Genomic DNA, 18784 nt, shown 5'->3' with positions numbered 1-18784 from the left:
ACTCGTCGCCCGCGATCGCGATGCCGCACCATTAACCCGCCCGTTTGGATCGGATCACGGCCGCGAGCCACGCTAGATCATCGTTGCGGCAGTCAAGAAAACGTTGTGGGCGCCCCATAGAACAGCGTTCGATGTTGGATTGGTCACCTCGACGTCGAGAGCGGGGTTTTCGGAGCTTTTTTCGTTGACCCGTGGATGCAATGACCGGTAGGCTAGACCAGGTGTGTGCGCTTCGCTCACACGTGTTTCTGTACCATCTACTACCTGTCCCGACGGAGCCATTTACTACATGACCACGAACAACGCACCTCAGATCGCCATCAACGATATCGGTAGCGAAGAGGAACTTCTCGCCGCTATCGATTCGACCATCAAGTACTTCAACGATGGCGACATCGTCGAGGGCACCGTCGTCAAGGTTGACCGGGACGAGGTTCTTCTTGACATCGGCTACAAGACCGAGGGTGTTATCCCCTCGCGCGAACTCTCGATCAAGCACGACGTTGACCCCGATGAGGTTGTCGAGGTTGGCGACGAGGTCGAGGCGCTCGTTCTCCAGAAGGAGGACAAGGAAGGCCGCCTGATCCTCTCGAAGAAGCGCGCGCAGTACGAGCGTGCGTGGGGCTCGATCGAGGACATCAAGGAGAACGAAGGTGTCGTCACCGGCACCGTCATCGAGGTCGTCAAGGGCGGCCTCATCGTTGACATCGGCCTTCGCGGCTTCCTCCCCGCTTCGCTCGTCGAGATGCGCCGCGTGCGCGACCTTCAGCCGTACATCGGCCAGGAGCTCGAAGCGAAGATCATCGAGCTCGACAAGAACCGCAACAACGTCGTGCTCTCGCGCCGCGCCTACCTCGAAGAGACCCAGGCTTCGGTTCGCACCGACTTCCTCCAGACCCTCCAGAAGGGTCAGGTTCGCGAGGGCCACGTCTCCTCGATCGTCAACTTCGGTGCGTTCGTGGACCTCGGCGGTGTCGACGGCCTGGTCCACGTTTCCGAGCTCTCCTGGAAGCACATCGACCACCCGAGCGAGGTTGTCGAGGTTGGCCAGCCCGTCAAGGTCGAGGTTCTCTCGGTCGAGATGGATCGCGAGCGCGTGTCGCTTTCGCTCAAGGCCACTCAGGAAGACCCGTGGCAGCTCTTCGCTCGCACCCACGCCATCGGCCAGGTCGTGCCGGGTAAGGTCACGAAGCTCGTTCCGTTCGGTGCGTTCGTGCGCGTCGAGGACGGCATCGAGGGCCTCGTGCACATTTCCGAGCTTGCCCAGCGCCACGTTGACCTGCCCGAGCAGGTTGTGAGCGTCGACCAGGAAGTCTTTGTCAAGGTCATCGACATCGATCTCGAACGCCGTCGCATCTCGCTGTCCCTCAAGCAGGCGAACGAGGGCGTCGACCCCGAGGGCGACGACTCGACGTTCGATCCGGCTCTCTACGGTATGGCCGCCGAGTACGACGAAAACGGCGAGTACAAGTACCCCGAGGGCTTCGATCCCGAGACCAACGAGTGGCTCGAGGGCTACGAGGCTCAGCGCGAGGCTTGGGAGGCCGACTACGCACGTGCCTACGAGCGCTGGACCCAGCACAAGGCTCAGGTGGCCGAGGCTGCGAAGGCCGACGCCGAGGCTCAGGCCGCTGCTCCGGCAGCGAGCGAGGCCGCACCGACTTCGTTCCAGTCCTCCTCGAGCGACGAGGGCACCCTCGCTTCCGATGAGGCACTCGCGGCTCTTCGCGAGAAGCTCACGGGCAACAACTGATTGACGTGATCGCCTAGCGATCTCACGAAAGCGCTCCTCGTTTTGCGAGGGGCGCTTTCGCCTTTAACCTGAATGGCATCGGCAACGGGCGCATGCCCTGTGCCTTACCTCCTAAGCGAAAGGCCACCTGTGCTGAATTGGATGACCGCGGGGGAGTCACACGGCCCCTCGCTCGTGGCAATGATCGACGGTTTCCCCGCGGGAGTCGAGATTACGCACGAAGCGTTGCGGGATGCGCTTGCGCGGCGCCGGCTCGGTTACGGCCGCGGAGCACGGCAGAAGTTTGAGCAGGACGAGGTTCGCATTCTTTCTGGCGTGCGGCACGGTCGAACCCTAGGTTCACCGATCGCCGTGGAAATTCGAAACACGGAGTGGCCGAAGTGGGAAAAGGTCATGAGCGCCGATCCCGTCTCGCGCGAGGATCTCATGATCGATGCGGGTACGGGCGATGAACGCGAGATTGCGCGCAACAAACCCCTCACGAGGCCGCGCCCCGGCCACGCTGATCTTGCAGGCATGGCCAAGTACGGCCATGAGGATGCACGAAACGTTCTTGAGCGTGCGAGCGCTCGGGAAACCGCTGCGCGCGTGGTGATCGGCGCGTTGTGTGAGGCACTCCTTGAACAGGCCGCGGGCATTACGCTCGTGGCACACACGTTGCAGGTGGGGCAAGCGCGCGTGCCCGAAGGTAGCGCGCTGCCTACTTCCGCCGATGCCTCGGCCCTCGATGCGGACCCCCTGCGCTGTTTTGATGCCGACACCTCTCAGGCGATGGTCGACGAGATCGATGCGGCGAAGAAGGACGGCGACACTCTGGGCGGCGTCGTCGAAGTGCTCGCCTATAACGTTCCGGCCGGTCTCGGCTCTCACACGCAATGGAACCGTCGTCTTGATGCTCGCCTCGCCCAGGCAATCATGAGTATCCAGGCGATGAAGGGTGTGGAAATCGGTGAGGGTTTCGCGAACGCGGGCCGCCGTGGAAGCCTCGCTCATGATGAGATTCTCGGCGAGGGAGCAGGCCCGGCTGGTACGCGCCGCGCCTCGAATCGCGCGGGGGGAACCGAGGGCGGAATCTCGAACGCCGAACTCATTGCCGTTCGTGGTGCCCTCAAGCCGATTTCGACGGTGCCGCGGGCGCTGCGAACGATCGACACGGCCACCGGTGAGGAAGCGACCGCGAACCATCAGCGTTCCGACGTGTGTGCAGTGGCGCCGGCGGCCGTGATCGCTCAAGCGATGGTCGCGATCACTCTCGCCGACGCTCTCCTCGAAAAGGTTGGGGGAGACAGCGTGACCGAAATCGCCCCTCGTGTGTCGAGCGTGCGCGAGTGTGCCGTGGCGCGTGCAGATGGTGCTGATCGGTGAGCGAACGAGAACAGGCGCTCCCGAAGCTTGCACGCCTACGCACTCCCGAACTGCATGAAGGGGGACCGCGGCTCGTACTCGTCGGGCCTATGGGTTCGGGAAAAACGACGGTTGGCACACGTGTTGCCAACCGGCTGGGGCTCGCCTTCGTCGATTCCGATCGCGAGATCGAGCGCGAGGCTGCTCGCTCGATTCCGGAGATTTTCGCCTCCGAGGGTGAGCAGTACTTTCGGGCGCTCGAAGAGAGAGTCATTGCGCGCCTTCTAGCGGAGCATGAGGGAATCCTTGCCCTCGGGGGTGGGGCGGTGACATCACCCGCCACTCGCGAACGTCTGCGCGATAGGCTCGTCGTGCGTCTTTTTCTCGACGCTGATCATGCGCGTGAACGTATTGGTTCGGGCATGGGAAGGCCCGTACTCGCAGGTGATGACCCGCACGCGCGGTGGATTCAGGTCAGTAAGGAGCGAGAACCACTGTTCGCCCAGGTCGCGGTATGGGCACTCAACACTTGTGAAGCTTCACCGGATGAGCTCGCGGCCACGCTCGCGCGCGAACTGACGTCACCGCAGCCCACCACTACTCTCGACTAAAGGGGACACGACGTGACAGGTTTCGACACAGCGATGCCGACTTGCATCACCGTCGGTCGGGGATCGAGCTCCTACGACGTGACGGTGGGCAGGGGGCTTGAACGCACTCTCCTCACCGCGATCCCCGAGCGAGTGCTCCGCGTTCTCATCGTCCACCAAGCTCCCGTCGCACAGCGGGCCCGCAGGCTTGCCGCGGCGCTCGAGTCCGACGGTCGCGAGGCTCTTACCGTCGCCATCCCCGACGCCGAGCAGGCCAAGGGGATCGACACGCTGAGCGAGCTGTGGCGCGTGCTCGGCTCACGCGACTTCACGCGAAGCGACCTGATCATTGGGATGGGAGGCGGCGCAGCGACGGACCTCGCAGGCTTCGCTGCCGCAACCTGGCTTCGCGGCATCGACGTCATTCACGTGCCGACGACGGTTGCGGGAATGGTTGATGCGGCGGTTGGTGGCAAGACCGGCATCAACACTGCGGAGGGGAAGAACCTTGTGGGGGCATTTCATGCTCCCCGTGCAGTGATTGCGGACCTCGACGCGCTTGAAGAGCTGCCAGCGCACGATGTCTCCGCGGGCCTCGCGGAGGTCGTGAAGGCTGGATTTATTGCCGATCCCAGCATTCTCGACATCATTGAAAGCGGACTGGACCGGGTCCGCGATACCCGCTCAAGTGAGTTTGCCGAAATCCTCACCAGGTCGATCACGGTGAAAGCTGAGGTCGTGAGCGAGGATCTCACTGAAAAGGGACGCCGCGAGATTCTCAATTACGGTCATACCCTCGCTCACGCGATCGAACGCCATGAAAAGTACACGTGGCGACACGGCGACGCCGTCGCCGTCGGGATGGTGTTTGCCGCCGAGCTTTCCCACCGGGCCGGCCATCTGAGTAGCGCTCTGCTCGCCCGCCACCGGAATGTTCTCGAATCGCTTGCGCTGCCCACGCGCTACCGGGACGGTCAGTGGGGAGCATTGCGCGAAGCGATGGCGCGCGACAAGAAAGCGCGAGGGGCGCTGCTACGTTTCGTCATCCTCGATGCAGTCGGCGCGCCGATCCGCCTTGAGGGGCCGAGCGAAGCGCTTCTCGAGGAAAGCTACGCCGCCATCACCGCGTAAGCAGCTCCGGTAGGGGTTACGGTTCTACTTCCGGTGGATTTTCGAGGATGTCCCGCGCGAGGTCGTCGTTGTCGATGTTGACGACGGGGATCGCACCGGTCTCGATCGCTACGCGGCGCCTTTCAGCCTTGCGTACACGGCGGGCGAAGGCGCGAAGCTGGCTTGGGCTCATCGTGACCGCGAGATCGGGAGCATTGGTAGGCAGCTTCCACTGCTTCCACTGCGCGAAGATCGCGAGGAGAGTGCCGCAAGAGGCGGCGATAAGCACGGTCCAGGCAGGCAGGTCGAAGTAGTAGACGAGCCATGTGAGCACCGAGGTGAGGAGAGCAGCGGTCGCGTAGAGCGGACCGCCACCAAACACCACGGGGATACGCCCCACCGCCATGTCACGAATGACGCCGCCGCCGACACCGGTCGTGACGCCGAGCATGACCGCGGGAAGAGGGGAGAGGCCCACGAGCATAGATTTCGCTGTGCCGATGGCTGCCCAAAGCCCGAGCGCAATACAGTCGAGAACGGTCGTGGTGTGGCGCCACATGGCGCCCTCAGAGGAAACGAAGTAGGCAATCGCCGATCCGGCAAGGCCGACGGTGAGGTAGAGGGGGTTGGCGAAGGCCGCGGGGATGCCGTAGTTGAGGATGAGGTCGCGAATGATGCCGCCGCCGAGGCCTGAGATGACGCCGAGCACGGCGTATCCCACCGCATCGAATTGAAGGCGGCGAGCGAGGGAGCCGCCGACGATGCCCATGACAAACACGCCGATGAGGTCGATCGCGATAAGCAGCTGATTCGTGAGGAGAAAGTGATCGGGCGTGGTGTTCACTCCACTAATCTATTGGAGCAGGCCCGAGGGCCAGAAGCAGGTTGTTGCCGAACTCTCTCGCGGATAGGAGTGAACTCACATGACACACGTTTCCGTCCCCGATGCCCCGACCGGAGTGCTTCGTATCGGCCTCACGGGAGGAATCGGTTCGGGCAAGTCCACCGTCGGAAAAATATGGGCCCGAAAAGGCCACCACGTGATTGATCTTGATGCGCTCTCTCGAGCCGTCCTCGACCAGCCCGGCGAAGGCCTCGAGGAGGCCATCGCACGTTTCGGCGAGAGCTATCGAAACTCCGAGACCGGGACGATCGACCGTGCGGCACTTGCCGAACTCGTCTTCAACGATCCTGATTCGCGTGCCGATCTCGAACGGATTGTGCACCGCCATTTGTGGGCGGAAGTCGGCCGGCTCGAGGCGGCCATTGCCTCACGCGCGGCTGACGGCACGCGCATTCTCGTCATCCACGATTCGCCCCTGCTTCTCGAGCTGGAGCACGACCGCCACTACCGTGCCATTGTCGCTGTTTTGACACCCGAGCGTGAGCGCATTGACCGAGTCGTCCGCGAGCGCGGCAAGTCCCGCGAATACGTCGAGGGTGTCATCCGTGCGCAGGTCAACGATGAGGAGCGACGCGCGAGGGCAGACGTGTTCATCGACAATGCGGGGGCACCCGAACATCTTGACGAGCGCGCCAACGCCGCCCTCGCCGAGGCGTGCGACATCATCGACGATCGACTCCATGCCCTCGACTAGGGGCGAGGGCTAGGGTTAAGGCATGCGTCCCGTTACCGAACTGTCCCGTGCAGTCAAGCCCTTCGAAGTTGTTTCCGAATACAAGCCTGCGGGCGATCAGCCGAAGGCTATTGAGGAACTCGCAGCGCGCATCAACGCAGGAGAACAGGATGTTGTTCTCCTCGGGGCGACAGGAACGGGTAAGAGCGCGACCGCGGCGTGGTTGATCGAAAAGCTTCAACGCCCCACCCTCGTCATGGCGCACAACAAGCCCCTCGCCGCTCAGCTCGCGAGCGAATTTCGCGAGCTTCTTCCGAATAACGCGGTCGAGTACTTCGTGAGCTACTACGACTACTACCAGCCAGAGGCGTACGTTCCGCAATCGGATACCTATATCGAGAAGGACTCCTCGATCAACGCCGAAGTGGAGCGGCTGCGTCACAGCGCCACGAACTCACTTCTGACTCGCCGAGACGTGGTCGTCGTGAGTTCAGTGAGCTGCATTTACGGTCTCGGTACACCGCAAGAGTACGTGGATCGTATGGTGCGTCTAAGCGTCGGCGAGGAGATCGAGCGCGATGCTCTCCTTCGCAAGTTCATCGACATGCAGTACGACCGCAACGACGTCGCGTTTGTGCGCGGGACGTTCCGTGTGCGCGGCGATACCGTCGAGATCATCCCCATGTATGAAGAGCTCGCGATCCGCATTGAATTTTTCGGTGACGAGATCGACGCGCTCTACACCCTGCACCCCGTGACCGGCGAAGTGATCCGCGAGGAAAAGCAGATGCACATCTTCCCCGCCTCCCACTACGTCGCCGGCCCCGAGCGGCTTCAGCGCGCCATCAAGGACATCGAAGCCGAGCTTGCCGAACGCCTCGAGGAACTCGAGGGTGAAAATAAGTTGCTCGAGGCACAGCGCTTGCGCATGCGCACGACTCACGACATCGAGATGCTGCGCCAAACCGGAACGACGAATGGCGTTGAAAACTATTCGCGTCACTTTGACGGCCGCGGCCCCGGAACGCCCCCGAATACCCTGCTCGATTATTTCCCCGAAGATTTCGTACTCATCATCGACGAGTCACACGTGACTGTGCCTCAGATCGGCGCGATGTTCGAGGGGGATCGCTCGCGCAAGCGCACGCTCGTTGACTTTGGTTTCAGGTTGCCGTCGGCACTCGATAACCGGCCTCTGCGCTTCGACGAGTTTATTGAGCGCACCGGGCAGACCGTTTACCTCTCGGCGACGCCCGCCCAGTACGAACTGGAACGCGCCAACGGCTATGTCGAGCAGATCATTCGCCCCACCGGTCTCGTTGATCCCGAAGTGATCGTCAAACCCGTGCGCGGGCAAATCGACGATCTTCGCGCCGAGATCGAAAAACGCGTCGAGAAGAACGAGCGCGTACTCGTGACGACGCTGACAAAGCGCATGGCGGAGGACCTCACGGACTACCTCCTCGAGAACGGTGTGCGCGTCCAATACCTGCATTCCGATGTCGACACTCTTCGGCGCGTTGAACTGCTGCGCGAACTGCGTCAGGGCGAATTCGACGTCCTCGTCGGTATCAACCTCCTGCGTGAGGGCCTCGACCTTCCCGAGGTTTCGCTCGTGGCCATCCTCGATGCCGACAAGGAAGGTTTTCTCCGCTCGCGTACCTCGCTTATCCAGACCATCGGGCGTGCAGCCCGTAACGTCTCTGGCCAAGTGCACATGTATGCTGATTCGATCACCGATTCGATGCGCGAAGCCATCGATGAGACCAATCGTCGCCGTGAGATCCAAATCGCGTACAACAAGGAAAACGGTATCGATCCGCAGCCGCTACGCAAGAAAATCGCCGATGTCACAGACATGCTTGCGCGCGAGGATATCGACACCGAGACGCTGCTTGCGACCGACTATCGCAAGGGCAAGGAACGCACGAAGGGCTCTAGCTCGCCCGAGCGAGGTGGCACGACCGGCAATCGTGCACTTGAACTGGGGGATAACCCCGAAAAGGCGCTGCGCGAGATGATTGAGGAACTCACCGCGAATATGCACCAGGCCGCGGAGAATCTCCAGTTTGAAGTTGCGGCGCGCATCCGCGACGAGGTGACGGAACTCAAGAAGGAACTTCGTCAGTTCACGGGAGCTTAGGTGGCAATGAACGCATAACCGAGTACGATGTCCGGATTACTCCGTGCAGCGCCGCTCGGCTCCCACACATCGACCGTATGCAAGGAGACCCATGCGTATTACCACTCAAGCTTTTGGCGAGGGCGAGACAATTCCCGTGCGTTTTGCTGAGCACGCCGCGGGTGGCGACAATCTCCACCCCGACCTCTCGTGGACTGACGCCCCCGAGGGGACACGTTCGTTCGCTCTCACCGTTTTCGACCCGGATGCTCCTACAGGCTCCGGCTTCTGGCACTGGATCGCCTTCGATATCCCCGCAAGCATGGCAGGTCTTGCCGAGGGGGAGAGCCTGCCCGAGGCGGCCCGTGAATGGGCGAACGACTACGGCTTTTCAGGCTACGGCGGACCATGCCCACCCGAAGGGCGCGTGCACCGCTACATCCACACCGTTCACGCACTCTCAGTCGAGAAACTCGAGATTCCCTAGGGAGCTACGCAGGCCCAGGTTCGTTTCGCGATCTTTGCGAACCAACTCGACTCGGCGAGCATCACCGGTAGGTTCAAACTGACCGGCAGCGCCAACTAGGGAGGCGACTCACCAGCCGCGCTCGCGCCACTCGGCAAGATGCGGGCGCTCGGCACCAATCGTGGTGTCCTCGCCATGCCCCGGATACACCCACGTTTCGTCAGGCAACACGTCGAAAAGGCGCTCTTCGACATCGTTGAGCAGCGAGGTAAAGCGCTCAGAATCCCCCCGCGTGGCGCCCACGCCGCCGGGAAAAAGGGAGTCGCCGGTAAAAACGTGGGTGCCGTCGGCCTGCCCCCAGTAGATGGCGGCTACCGAACCGGGAGTGTGGCCGCGAAGTGCGACGATCTCGAGATCGTTCACGCCGACTCTGATGGTGTCGCCGTTCTTCAGCGGAACATCCGTCGGCGTCGGGATCTCCGGGGCGTCCTTGGCGCCCGCGAAAGTTTTTGCCTGGGTCGCAGCGCGCACCTGCGCGAGCGCGCCAACGTGATCGTGGTGCGAGTGAGTCGTGAGGATCGAGTCGAGGCGGGAAGTGGGGGAGCCCTCCCTGATGAGGCGCATGAGACGCGGGGCATCGGCCGCGGCGTCGATCAGGAGCTGGGCGCCCGAGACCCTGCACGTGAGAAGGTACGCATTGTTGTCGAGGGGGCCGACGGAGGCTTTGCGAATGACGAGCGAGCCAAGGGTTCGCACGTCGCTTTCCCCGCCGCTCGTGACGCTGCCCGTGTACTGATTTTTGAGGGTGCTCATACTCACCATGCTACGGCGAGCACCTTCGCTTTTCAGAAGCGGCTCCTAGAATTGTCCAGGTGACTGATGCATTGATTGTGCGCGGTGCGCGCGAACACAACCTCAAGAACGTCGACCTCGAGATCCCCCGCAATGCGCTCGTGGTGTTTTCTGGGCTTTCCGGCTCGGGAAAGTCCTCTCTTGCCTTCGATACGATTTTTGCCGAGGGGCAGCGCCGATACGTCGAGTCCCTCTCAAGCTACGCGCGCCAGTTCCTTGGCCAGATGGACAAGCCGAAGGTCGAGTTTATCGAGGGGCTTTCGCCCGCAGTGTCGATCGACCAGAAGTCGACGAACCGCAACCCGCGCTCGACCGTGGGCACGATCACGGAAATTCATGACTACCTGCGTTTGCTCTATGCGCGCACGGGCGTGCAGCACTGCCCGACGTGCGGGGCTGAGATCTCTTCTCAGAGCGCAGAGCAAATGGTCGATGCTCTTCTTGCCTATCCCGAAGGCACCCGTTTCCAGCTTCTTGCGCCCGTCATTAAGGGCCGCAAAGGCGAACACACCGACCTTTTAAGCTCCCTTCAATCGCAGGGCTTCTCCCGTGCACGCATTGACGGCGAGGTGATGCGTCTTTCGGAGGACATCTCGCTCGCGAAAACGAAGAAGCACACGATCGAGGTCATCGTTGATCGCCTTGCGGTGAAGAGCGGGTCGCGCACGCGACTAACGGACTCGGTGGAAACCGCGACACGGCTTGCAGACGGCGTTGTCATCGCTGACTTCGTGGATGAAGAGGAGGGCTCGCCCGAGCGCACGCGCCGATTTTCTGAGAAGCGCGCGTGCCCCAACGAGCACCCGCTCGAGCTCGAGGAAATCGAGCCGCGGTCGTTCTCCTTTAACGCCCCCTACGGCGCGTGTCCCGAATGTGCGGGTATCGGCACGCGACTTGAAATCGACCCGGACCTCGTGATCCCTGATGAATCGGCGACGCTCGCGGAAGGGGCGATTGCGCCGTGGACCCTCGGCAGCGCCGACCACCACCAGCAGGTGATGAGTGCCCTTGCGAGCGAGCTTGGTTTCTCGATGGACACGCCGTGGAAGGATCTCCCGGACGACGCCAAGGACGCTCTTCTCAACGGACACAATTTCAAAGTGCACGTGCGCTACCGCAACCGGTTCGGGCGCGAGCGCCGCTATTCGACAGGCTTTGAGGGAGTCATGTACTACCTCAAGCGCCGTCACGAGGACACCGAATCCGATTGGGCCCGCGAACGCTACGAGCAGTTCATGCGGCACGCGCCGTGCCCCGCGTGCCAGGGTCGCAGGCTTCGCCCCGAAGTCCTGTCCATCACCATCGGTGGAAAGTCGATCGCCGAGTTCTCGGATCTTCCGATTGGCGAGGCGAAGGCCTTCCTCGAGGGCGTCGAGTTCTCCTCGCGCGACCTCGTGATTGCCGACGAGATTCTCCGCGAAATCCACGCACGGCTCGGCTTCCTCGTCGACGTGGGACTGAACTACCTCAACCTCTCGCGTGCCGCCGGAACCCTGTCCGGGGGAGAGGCGCAGCGCATCCGCCTCGCGACTCAGATTGGCTCGGGCCTCGTGGGAGTTTTGTATGTGCTCGATGAGCCATCGATCGGGCTCCACCAGCGCGATAACCAGAGGCTCATCCACACCCTCGTTCGGCTTCGCGACCTCGGCAATACCCTCATCGTTGTCGAGCACGATGAGGACACGCTCCGCACGGCCGACTGGATCGTCGATATCGGCCCCAACGCCGGTGAATACGGCGGCGAGGTTGTGTATTCGGGCGCGTACGAGGGGCTCCTCGAGGAGTCCCGCTCTATCACCGGGCAGTACCTGAGTGGTGAGCGCACGATCGATGTACCGAAAGAGCGCCGGAAGGTGGACCCCGGTCGTGTGTTGAAGGTCGTGAATGCGCGCGAAAACAACCTTCAGGGCGTGAATGTGACGGTGCCGCTCGGCCTTTTCACAGCCGTGACAGGAGTGTCCGGATCGGGTAAGTCGACCCTCGTCAACGACATTCTTTACCGGGTGCTCGCAAAGAACCTCAACCGCGCTCGCGTCGTCCCCGGCCGGCATACGCGTGTCGAAGGCCTCGAGCACCTCGACAAGGTCGTCCACGTCGACCAGTCCCCGATCGGCCGTACGCCGCGCTCGAATCCGGCCACGTATACGGGGGTTTGGGATCGCATTCGTACCCTCTTTGCTCAAACGAGCGAGGCGAAGGTGCGCGGTTACAAGGCCGGACGCTTCTCGTTCAACGTCAAGGGCGGGCGATGCGAGAACTGCGCCGGTGACGGAACGATCAAGATCGAGATGAACTTCCTTCCGGACGTGTACGTGAAGTGCGAGGTGTGCCATGGCGCGCGCTACAACTCAGAAACACTCCAGGTGCGCTTCAAAGGCAAGAACGTGGCCGAGGTGCTCGACATGCCGATCTCGGAGGCCGTCGAGTTTTTCGAGGCGGTTCCCGCCATCCACCGCCAGTTGTCGACGCTCGTCGAGGTTGGCCTCGGGTATGTGCGGCTCGGGCAGTCCGCGACGACGCTCTCGGGCGGCGAAGCGCAGCGTGTGAAGCTCGCTGCCGAACTGCACAAGCGCTCGAAGGGTCGGACGATTTACGTGCTGGACGAGCCGACGACCGGCTTGCACTTCGAGGACATCAAGAAGCTCCTTTCGGTGCTTCAGGGACTCGTGGACAAGGGCAACTCGGTCGTCGTGATCGAGCACAATCTCGACGTTATTAAGAGCGCTGACTACCTCATCGACCTCGGTCCGGAGGGCGGCAGCGGGGGCGGCCGTGTGATCGCGACCGGCACGCCCGAAGACGTCGCGAAGGTCGACGAGTCGTTTACGGGGCAGTTCCTGCGGGAGCTCCTGTAATGGCGGATCCGGCGACGTACCGGCCGGCGCCGGGGTCTATTCCGACGGATCCTGGCGTCTACCGGTTCCTCGACCCCGATTCGAGGGTCATCTACGTGGGGAAGGCGAAGAATCTTCGCCAAAGGCTCGGCAACTATTTTCAGGATCTCGCGAACCTCCACCCGCGCACCCAGAAAATGGTGACCACCGCAAGCCAGGTGCAGTGGACGGTCGTCACGAGCGATGTCGAGGCACTCACGCTCGAATACACCTGGATCAAGGAATTTGACCCGCGCTTCAACGTGAAGTTCCGCGATGACAAGTCGTACCCGTTCCTCGTCGTGACGATGGGTAATCAGGTGCCGCGCGCGATGATCACGCGCAAAGAGCGCCACAAAACGGATCGTTCCTTTGGACCGTACGCACACGTGTGGGCCATTCGCGAAACTCTCGACCTTCTGTTGCGAGTCTTTCCCGTGCGCACGTGTACCCAGGGCGTGTACAACCGGGCGGAACGCTCGGGCAGGCCGTGCCTGCTCGGCTTCATTGGCAAATGCGCCGCGCCGTGCGTAGGCAACGTGAGTATCGAGGAGCACCGGGCACTCGCCGAAAACCTCGTGGCGTTTATGGACGGCAATACCGGGGCTTTTGTTCGCGAACGGCGTACCAAAATGAAGGAAGCTGCCGCCGCGCTGGACTACGAGGCCGCAGCCCGGTATCGCGACGATCTTGCCGCGCTCGAAAAGGTCATGGAAAAGAACTCGGTGGTGCTTGCAGACGCGACCGATGCCGATCTCGTCGCTCTCGAACTCGACGAGCTCGAGGCAAGCGTGCAGGTCTTTCACGTGAGAGGCGGGCGCATCCGGGGCCAACGAGGGTGGGTTGCCGAGCTCTTGGATGATTCAAGCCCGGCTGAGCTCATGGAACGGGCACTCACGCAGCTCTACGAGGGGACCGATACGCGCGCACCGCACGAGATTCTCGTGACACACATGCCGTCCCGTCCCGATGAGATTCGCGCGCTCCTTGGCCGTCAAAGCATCGATATACGGGTGCCTCGGCGGGGTGAAAAGAAAGCGCTTCTTGAGACGGTAAGCGCAAATGCGAAGGAAGCCATGCGACTCGGGAAACTGCGCCGGACAGGCGACCTCACCTCCCGTTCCAAAGCGCTCGAAGATCTCGGCGAAGCGCTCGATATGGAAGACGCGCCGCTTCGCATCGAATGCTTCGATATCTCGCATTCGCAGGGCACAAACGTCGTCGGCTCGATGGTCGTGTTCGAAGACGGTCTCCCACGCAAGAGCGAGTATCGCCGTTTCTCGATCTCCGGGGACGCAGCGCGTGACGACACGGCGAGCATGCAGGACGTGCTGCGTCGGCGGCTTCGCCACCACCTCGAGCAGAAGGAAGCCCGGGCAAACGGTGACGTGGTTGATCCGTCCGCGACTCGATTCGCTTACCCACCGAACCTCATCATCGTTGACGGTGGCTTACCTCAGGTCAATGCCGCCAAACGCGTCATGGATGAACTGGGTGTCACCGATATTGCCCTGATCGGCATCGCTAAGCGTCTCGAGGAAGTGTGGCTGCCCGATGAGGACTACCCGCTCATTCTCCCGCGCACATCCGAAGCGCTCTTTCTCATCCAGCGCCTGCGCGACGAAGCACACCGCTTTGCCATCACGTTTCACCGCTCCAAACGAGGCCGCTCGATGCACGAAAGCGTGCTCGATGAGATCCCCGGCCTGGGGCCCAGTCGGCGACGTGCGCTCCTTGACCGTTTCACGACCGTCGACGCGATTCGCAAGGCGCGAGTCGAGGACCTCGAAGGCGTCCCTGGAATTGGCCCTGCACTCGCGGCGAATATCCACGCCGCACTACAATCCGAAGAGCGGGCCCCCGCGGTGAACATGACGACGGGAGAGATTCTTGAGTGAGAACAAGCAAGAGCTGGGCAACGGTGAGACAGAGCAGCCGTCGGACCAGAGCGGTATTGCCCCGGAAATCGTGATCATCACTGGGCTTGCGGGTGCAGGCAGGGAGACGGCAGCCCATGCTCTCGAAGACATGGGCTGGTACGTCGTGTACAACATCGCGCCGCAACTGATCCGCACCCTGTTCGACCTTCAGTCTCAGGCCGTCGGTCGCGCGAATCGATTCGCCGTCGTCACCGACCCGCGTTCCGGCCCCTTCTTCAATGACCTTCCCGAAGTTATCGAGGACCTCCGGAAACAGGAAGTGCGCACGCGCCTCGTGTTCCTCAGCGCCGATCAGAACACGCTCGTGCGCCGGTTCGACTCGGTTCGCCGCCCCCACCCTCTCCAGGGCGAGGAGGGCGTGCTCGAAGGGATCCGCCGCGAACGAGAGCAGCTTGCTCCGCTGCGACGGATGGCCGATATCGTCATCGACACCTCGCCGCTGAACGTCCACCAGCTCTCGATGCGCATGCGCAAGGAGTTCGGCAAAGGGGACGACCACACCGTGACTGTCAACGTCATGAGCTTCGGCTTTAAATACGGCATACCCATCGAATCGGACTACGTTGCCGACGTGCGATTTCTTCCGAACCCGTACTGGGTGCCGGAGCTTCGCGACAAGCGCGGCATCGATAGCGAGGTTGCCGACTACGTTTTGGAGCAAGCGAACGCAAAGGAATTCATCAGTCGTTACGTCGAGATGTTGATTCCCGTACTGCGCGGCTACCGCGAGGAAAACAAGCAATTCGCCGCCGTCGCCATCGGTTGTACGGGAGGTAAGCACCGCTCCGTTGCGGTCGCGGAGACCATCGGCGATGAGCTTCGGAAGCTTGGCTACCCGGTGCGCGTGCGCCACCGCGATCTCGGTAGAGAGTAAAGCGCCGTGAATGCCAACGTCCCGAGGCGTACGTCCTCACTCATGCCCACGCCCCTGCGTTCGCGCACGCGGGGGCCCAAAGTGGTGGCCTTTGGCGGCGGTCACGGCCTATCAGCGAGTCTTAACGCGCTGCGCCACCTCACCCGTGATCTCACCGCAGTGGTGACCGTCGCGGACAACGGCGGTTCCTCGGGCCGGCTGCGTGCCGAGCTCCCGATCCTTCCACCCGGCGACCTCCGCATGGCGCTGTCGGCCCTGTGCGAGGACTCGGAGTGGGGAGTGACGTGGCGCGATGTCGTGCAGCATCGCTTCACCTCGGATGGTGAGATCAATGGCCACTCGCTCGGAAACCTTCTCATCGTCGCCCTCTGGCAGCTACTCGACGATCCCATCGCCGCACTCGACTACGTCGGGGAGCTTCTTGGTACTTCCGGTCGTGTTCTTCCGATGGCGCTCGAGCCCCTCGATATCGAGGCGCTCGTATCTTTCCCGGGCGAAGAACTTCGCACGATCCGCGGCCAGGCGGATGTCGCCGCCACCACCGGCCACGTCGAGGACCTGCGCATCATTCCGCCCGAACCTCAGATCGCACGCGAGGTGCTCGACTCGATCGACGAGGCCGAATGGCTCGTGATCGGTCCCGGTAGCTGGTACACCTCCGTCCTCCCGCACGTGAAGATCGCTGAACTTCGTGACGCCATTACGCACACGAACGCACGCAAAGTGCTGACGATGAACCTCGCCGCGGGGCGCTCGGAAACCGTCGGCCTCACGAGCACTGATCTGCTCGCCATCGTGTGTGACGCGGCCCCGGAGCTCAGGTTCAATGCGCTCGTCGCCGATCCTTCCGTCGAACGCGACGGCGGAAAGGCGCTCGTTGCCGCCGCCCACGAACGTGGAATCGACGTTCTCATGCGCACGGTGTCCACGGATGACGGAGCCCCCACTCACGATCCGCTTCGGCTCGCCACCGCGTATCGCGACGTGTTTAATGGCGTTTTCACCCACCCATGGAAGGACTGAGATGGCCCTGACTGCCGATGTCAAGGAGGAGCTTTCCCACCTCGACGTGACTCGCGTAAGCGCACGTAAAGCCGAGGTGGCGACCCTTTTGCGCTTTGCGGGAGGCCTCCACCTCGTTGGTGGCCGGGTGTCGATCGAGGCCGAACTCGACCAGTCGGCGAGTGCCCGCCGACTCAAGACCTACGTCGCCGATCTCTACGGGCACCCGAGCGAAGTCACCGTCCTCGCTGCGTCGGGGATCCGACGCTCGACGCGCTACATCGTGCGCGTGCTTTCCGATGGCGCGATCTTCGCGAAACAAACCGGCCTTCTCGATGCGCGGTCGAGGCCCGTACGGGGCCTGCCGCCGCTCGTCGTTGGCGGGAGCACAGAGGATCAGGCTGCTGCATGGCGAGGAGCTTTCCTCGCTCACGGAAGTCTCACCGAACCAGGCCGAAGTGCCGCGCTTGAACTCACGTGCCCCGGCTCCGAAGTCGCACTCGCGATGGTGGGATCGGCCCGGAGGCTCGGCATCCAAGCGAAATCGAAAGAAGTACGCGGGACAGACCGCGTGGTGATTCGCGACGGCGAAGCAATCGGCCACATGCTCGCGCTCATGGGGGCCGAAAAAACTGCGGCGCTCTGGAACGACAAGCGCTCAAAGCGGGAAGTGCGGGCGACCGCAAACCGCCTCGCCAATTTTGACGATGCAAATCTGCGCCGGTCGGCGCGTGCCGCCGTTGCCGCAGGCGCCCGCGTCGAAAGGGCGATCGAAATTCTCGGCGACGACATTCCCGATCACTTACGTGCCGCAGGTCTTCTCCGCCTCGAACACCGTCAGGCAAGTCTCGAGGAACTCGGCCAACTCGCCGATCCGCCCATGACCAAGGACGCCGTGGCAGGGAGGATCCGTCGGCTTCTCGCCCTCGCTGATAAAACTGCCGAGGAACGCGGCATTCCTGGAACCGAGGCAAACCTTGGTCCCGAAATGTTAGATGCGGAATAAAAAGCGCGCTGAGCCGCTTGTGGCTCCCCAGGTTCCTATGAGCCTCGCATCACAATGTTGATAGAATCGAGCCAACCCGCACACGCGGGATCCATGCGTACAAGGAGGTGCGCGAAGCCCAGTCCCACACGGCGGAAACGCCGCCGTGCACCAAGGAGGAACTGTGACCGTAAAGGTTGGTATTAACGGATTCGGTCGTATCGGCCGTAACTTCGCGCGCGCTGCATTCGAGCAGGGCGCCGACATCGAGATCGTTGCTGTCAACGACCTCACCGACACCAAGACCCTCTCGCACCTCGTGAAGTACGACTCGATCCTTGGCCGCTTCGACGGCGAGGTTGAGTCCACCGAGGATTCGATCACCATCGACGGCAAGTCGATCAAGGTGTTCTCGGAAAAGGATCCGGCTGCTATCGATTGGGCGTCGGTTGGCGCTGAGGTCGTCGTTGAGTCGACCGGTCTCTTCACCGATGCTGAGAAGGCCAAGGCTCACCTCGGCGATACCGTCAAGAAGGTCATCATCTCGGCTCCCGGCAAGAACGTTGACGCGACCTTCGTCGTTGGCGTGAACGAGGGCGACTACGACGCTGAGAACCATCACGTGGTCTCGAACGCCTCGTGCACGACCAACTGCCTCGCCCCGCTCGCAAAGGTTCTCAACGATGAATTCGGCATCGTCAAGGGCCTTATGACGACGGTGCACGCGTACACGGGTGACCAGCGCATCCTCGATGCGCCCCATAAGGACCTGCGCCGTGCTCGCGCCGCAGCCCTCAACATCATCCCCACGAAGACCGGCGCCGCTGCTGCGGTTGCTCTCGTGCTCCCCGAGCTCAAGGGCAAGTTCGACGGTTACGCGCTCCGCGTTCCCACGCCGACCGGCTCGGTCGTCGACCTCACCTTCGAGGCTGAGCGCGAGGTTTCCGTCGAGGAGATCAACGCTGCCGTGAAGAAGGCCGCAGAGGGCCCGCTCAAGGGCGTTCTCGCCTACACCGAGGATCCGATCGTCTCGAAGGACATCGAGACCGATCCGCACAGCTCGATCTTCGATGCCGGCTGCACCAAGGTCATCGGCAACCAGGTCAAGGTCGTGTCGTGGTACGACAACGAGTGGGGTTACTCGAACCGCCTCGTTGACCTGACCGTCCTTATGGGCGAGAAGCTCTGATTCTCCCCTCCGCTCATTCTTGAGTACCTCAACGAAGGGTCCGCGTCACGGCAGCGCTGTGGGCGCGGGCCCTTCGTTCACCTGGGGCTGAAAGGCCCCACCGGGGT

Annotated in this window: 15 protein-coding genes; 13 read left to right on the top strand and 2 right to left on the bottom strand. The window is 62.4% G+C overall.

Going from position 1 to position 18784, the window contains the following annotated elements:
• The first annotated feature begins 289 nt into the window (after positions 1-289).
• From rpsA to aroB, 4 genes are all read left to right on the top strand, one after another.
• Positions 290-1753 (top strand): 30S ribosomal protein S1, encoded by a 1464-nt coding sequence (rpsA, locus tag HMPREF3157_RS08240; RefSeq protein ID WP_061211984.1) that lies wholly within the window; start codon positions 290-292, stop codon positions 1751-1753.
• 129 nt (positions 1754-1882) lie between these two features.
• Positions 1883-3118 (top strand): chorismate synthase, encoded by a 1236-nt coding sequence (aroC, locus tag HMPREF3157_RS08235; RefSeq protein WP_070436076.1) that lies wholly within the window; start codon positions 1883-1885, stop codon positions 3116-3118.
• Positions 3115-3708 (top strand): shikimate kinase, encoded by a 594-nt coding sequence (locus tag HMPREF3157_RS08230; protein WP_061211982.1) that lies wholly within the window; start codon positions 3115-3117, stop codon positions 3706-3708. Before aroC ends, HMPREF3157_RS08230 begins: the two co-directional genes overlap by 4 nt.
• A 12-nt stretch (positions 3709-3720) precedes the next feature.
• Positions 3721-4818, top strand: a complete 1098-nt coding sequence (gene aroB / locus HMPREF3157_RS08225) for a 3-dehydroquinate synthase (protein ID WP_082738753.1) — start codon at positions 3721-3723, stop codon at positions 4816-4818.
• A gap of 16 nt (positions 4819-4834) precedes the next feature.
• Here the strand turns inward: aroB and HMPREF3157_RS08220 are convergent, their stop codons facing one another.
• Positions 4835-5641: a trimeric intracellular cation channel family protein gene (locus HMPREF3157_RS08220; protein ID WP_070436075.1), complete on the bottom strand. Its 807-nt coding sequence runs from the start codon at positions 5639-5641 to the stop codon at positions 4835-4837.
• A gap of 79 nt (positions 5642-5720) precedes the next feature.
• Here HMPREF3157_RS08220 and coaE point away from each other — a divergent pair, with 79 nt between their 5' ends.
• From coaE to HMPREF3157_RS08205, 3 genes are all read left to right on the top strand, one after another.
• Positions 5721-6395 (top strand): dephospho-CoA kinase, encoded by a 675-nt coding sequence (gene coaE, locus HMPREF3157_RS08215; RefSeq protein WP_070436074.1) that lies wholly within the window; start codon positions 5721-5723, stop codon positions 6393-6395.
• A gap of 22 nt (positions 6396-6417) precedes the next feature.
• Positions 6418-8517 carry an excinuclease ABC subunit UvrB gene (uvrB, locus tag HMPREF3157_RS08210; RefSeq protein ID WP_070436073.1) on the top strand — a complete coding sequence of 700 codons (2100 nt, stop codon included), beginning with the start codon at positions 6418-6420 and terminating at the stop codon, positions 8515-8517.
• Between the two features lie 91 nt (positions 8518-8608).
• The gene (locus tag HMPREF3157_RS08205; RefSeq protein WP_210386284.1) at positions 8609-8983 is read left to right on the top strand and encodes a YbhB/YbcL family Raf kinase inhibitor-like protein; all 375 of its coding nucleotides are present in this window, start codon (positions 8609-8611) and stop codon (positions 8981-8983) included.
• Between the two features lie 108 nt (positions 8984-9091).
• Here HMPREF3157_RS08205 and HMPREF3157_RS08200 read toward each other — a convergent pair whose 3' ends face one another.
• Positions 9092-9784, bottom strand: a complete 693-nt coding sequence (locus HMPREF3157_RS08200; protein WP_016664615.1) for an MBL fold metallo-hydrolase — start codon at positions 9782-9784, stop codon at positions 9092-9094.
• Between the two features lie 50 nt (positions 9785-9834).
• On the opposite strand from HMPREF3157_RS08200, the gene uvrA reads away from it, so the two are divergent.
• The 6 genes from uvrA (at position 9835) to gap (ending at position 18677) form a co-directional block, all read left to right on the top strand.
• Positions 9835-12669, top strand: coding sequence for an excinuclease ABC subunit UvrA (gene uvrA, locus HMPREF3157_RS08195; RefSeq protein WP_070436072.1), 2835 nt, complete (start codon positions 9835-9837; stop codon positions 12667-12669).
• On the top strand, positions 12669-14585 hold the full coding sequence (uvrC, locus tag HMPREF3157_RS08190; RefSeq protein WP_070436071.1) for an excinuclease ABC subunit UvrC: 1917 nt from the start codon (positions 12669-12671) through the stop codon (positions 14583-14585). Before uvrA ends, uvrC begins: the two co-directional genes overlap by 1 nt.
• Before the next feature lie 13 nt (positions 14586-14598).
• Entirely contained in the window at positions 14599-15501 is a 903-nt protein-coding gene (gene rapZ, locus HMPREF3157_RS08185; protein WP_070436267.1) for an RNase adapter RapZ, read from the top strand.
• Between the two features lie 42 nt (positions 15502-15543).
• Entirely contained in the window at positions 15544-16524 is a 981-nt protein-coding gene (gene yvcK, locus HMPREF3157_RS08180; RefSeq protein WP_070436070.1) for a gluconeogenesis factor YvcK family protein, read from the top strand.
• Position 16525: 1 nt separating this feature from the next.
• Positions 16526-17509, top strand: coding sequence for a DNA-binding protein WhiA (whiA, locus tag HMPREF3157_RS08175; RefSeq protein ID WP_016664610.1), 984 nt, complete (start codon positions 16526-16528; stop codon positions 17507-17509).
• A 163-nt stretch (positions 17510-17672) separates the two neighbouring features.
• Positions 17673-18677, top strand: coding sequence for a type I glyceraldehyde-3-phosphate dehydrogenase (gap, locus tag HMPREF3157_RS08170; protein WP_061211973.1), 1005 nt, complete (start codon positions 17673-17675; stop codon positions 18675-18677).
• The last annotated feature ends 107 nt before the right edge of the window (positions 18678-18784 follow it).

This window comes from Dermabacter sp. HMSC06F07 (assembly GCF_001807345.1).
GTDB lineage: Bacteria > Actinomycetota > Actinomycetes > Actinomycetales > Dermabacteraceae > Dermabacter > Dermabacter hominis.
This window is presented reverse-complemented; position numbering and strand designations above follow the sequence as displayed.

Excerpts from the sequence above, each read along its gene's own strand:
- rpsA (WP_061211984.1), top strand. The coding sequence starts at position 290 with ATGACCACGAACAACGCACCTCAGATCGCCATCAACGATATCGGTAGC.
- coaE (WP_070436074.1), top strand. The coding sequence starts at position 5,721 with ATGACACACGTTTCCGTCCCCGATGCCCCGACCGGAGTGCTTCGTATC.
- uvrB (WP_070436073.1), top strand. The coding sequence starts at position 6,418 with ATGCGTCCCGTTACCGAACTGTCCCGTGCAGTCAAGCCCTTCGAAGTT.
- HMPREF3157_RS08205 (WP_210386284.1), top strand. The coding sequence starts at position 8,609 with ATGCGTATTACCACTCAAGCTTTTGGCGAGGGCGAGACAATTCCCGTG.
- HMPREF3157_RS08200 (WP_016664615.1), bottom strand. The coding sequence starts at position 9,784 with ATGGTGAGTATGAGCACCCTCAAAAATCAGTACACGGGCAGCGTCACG.
- uvrC (WP_070436071.1), top strand. The coding sequence starts at position 12,669 with ATGGCGGATCCGGCGACGTACCGGCCGGCGCCGGGGTCTATTCCGACG.
- yvcK (WP_070436070.1), top strand. The coding sequence starts at position 15,544 with ATGCCCACGCCCCTGCGTTCGCGCACGCGGGGGCCCAAAGTGGTGGCC.
- whiA (WP_016664610.1), top strand. The coding sequence starts at position 16,526 with ATGGCCCTGACTGCCGATGTCAAGGAGGAGCTTTCCCACCTCGACGTG.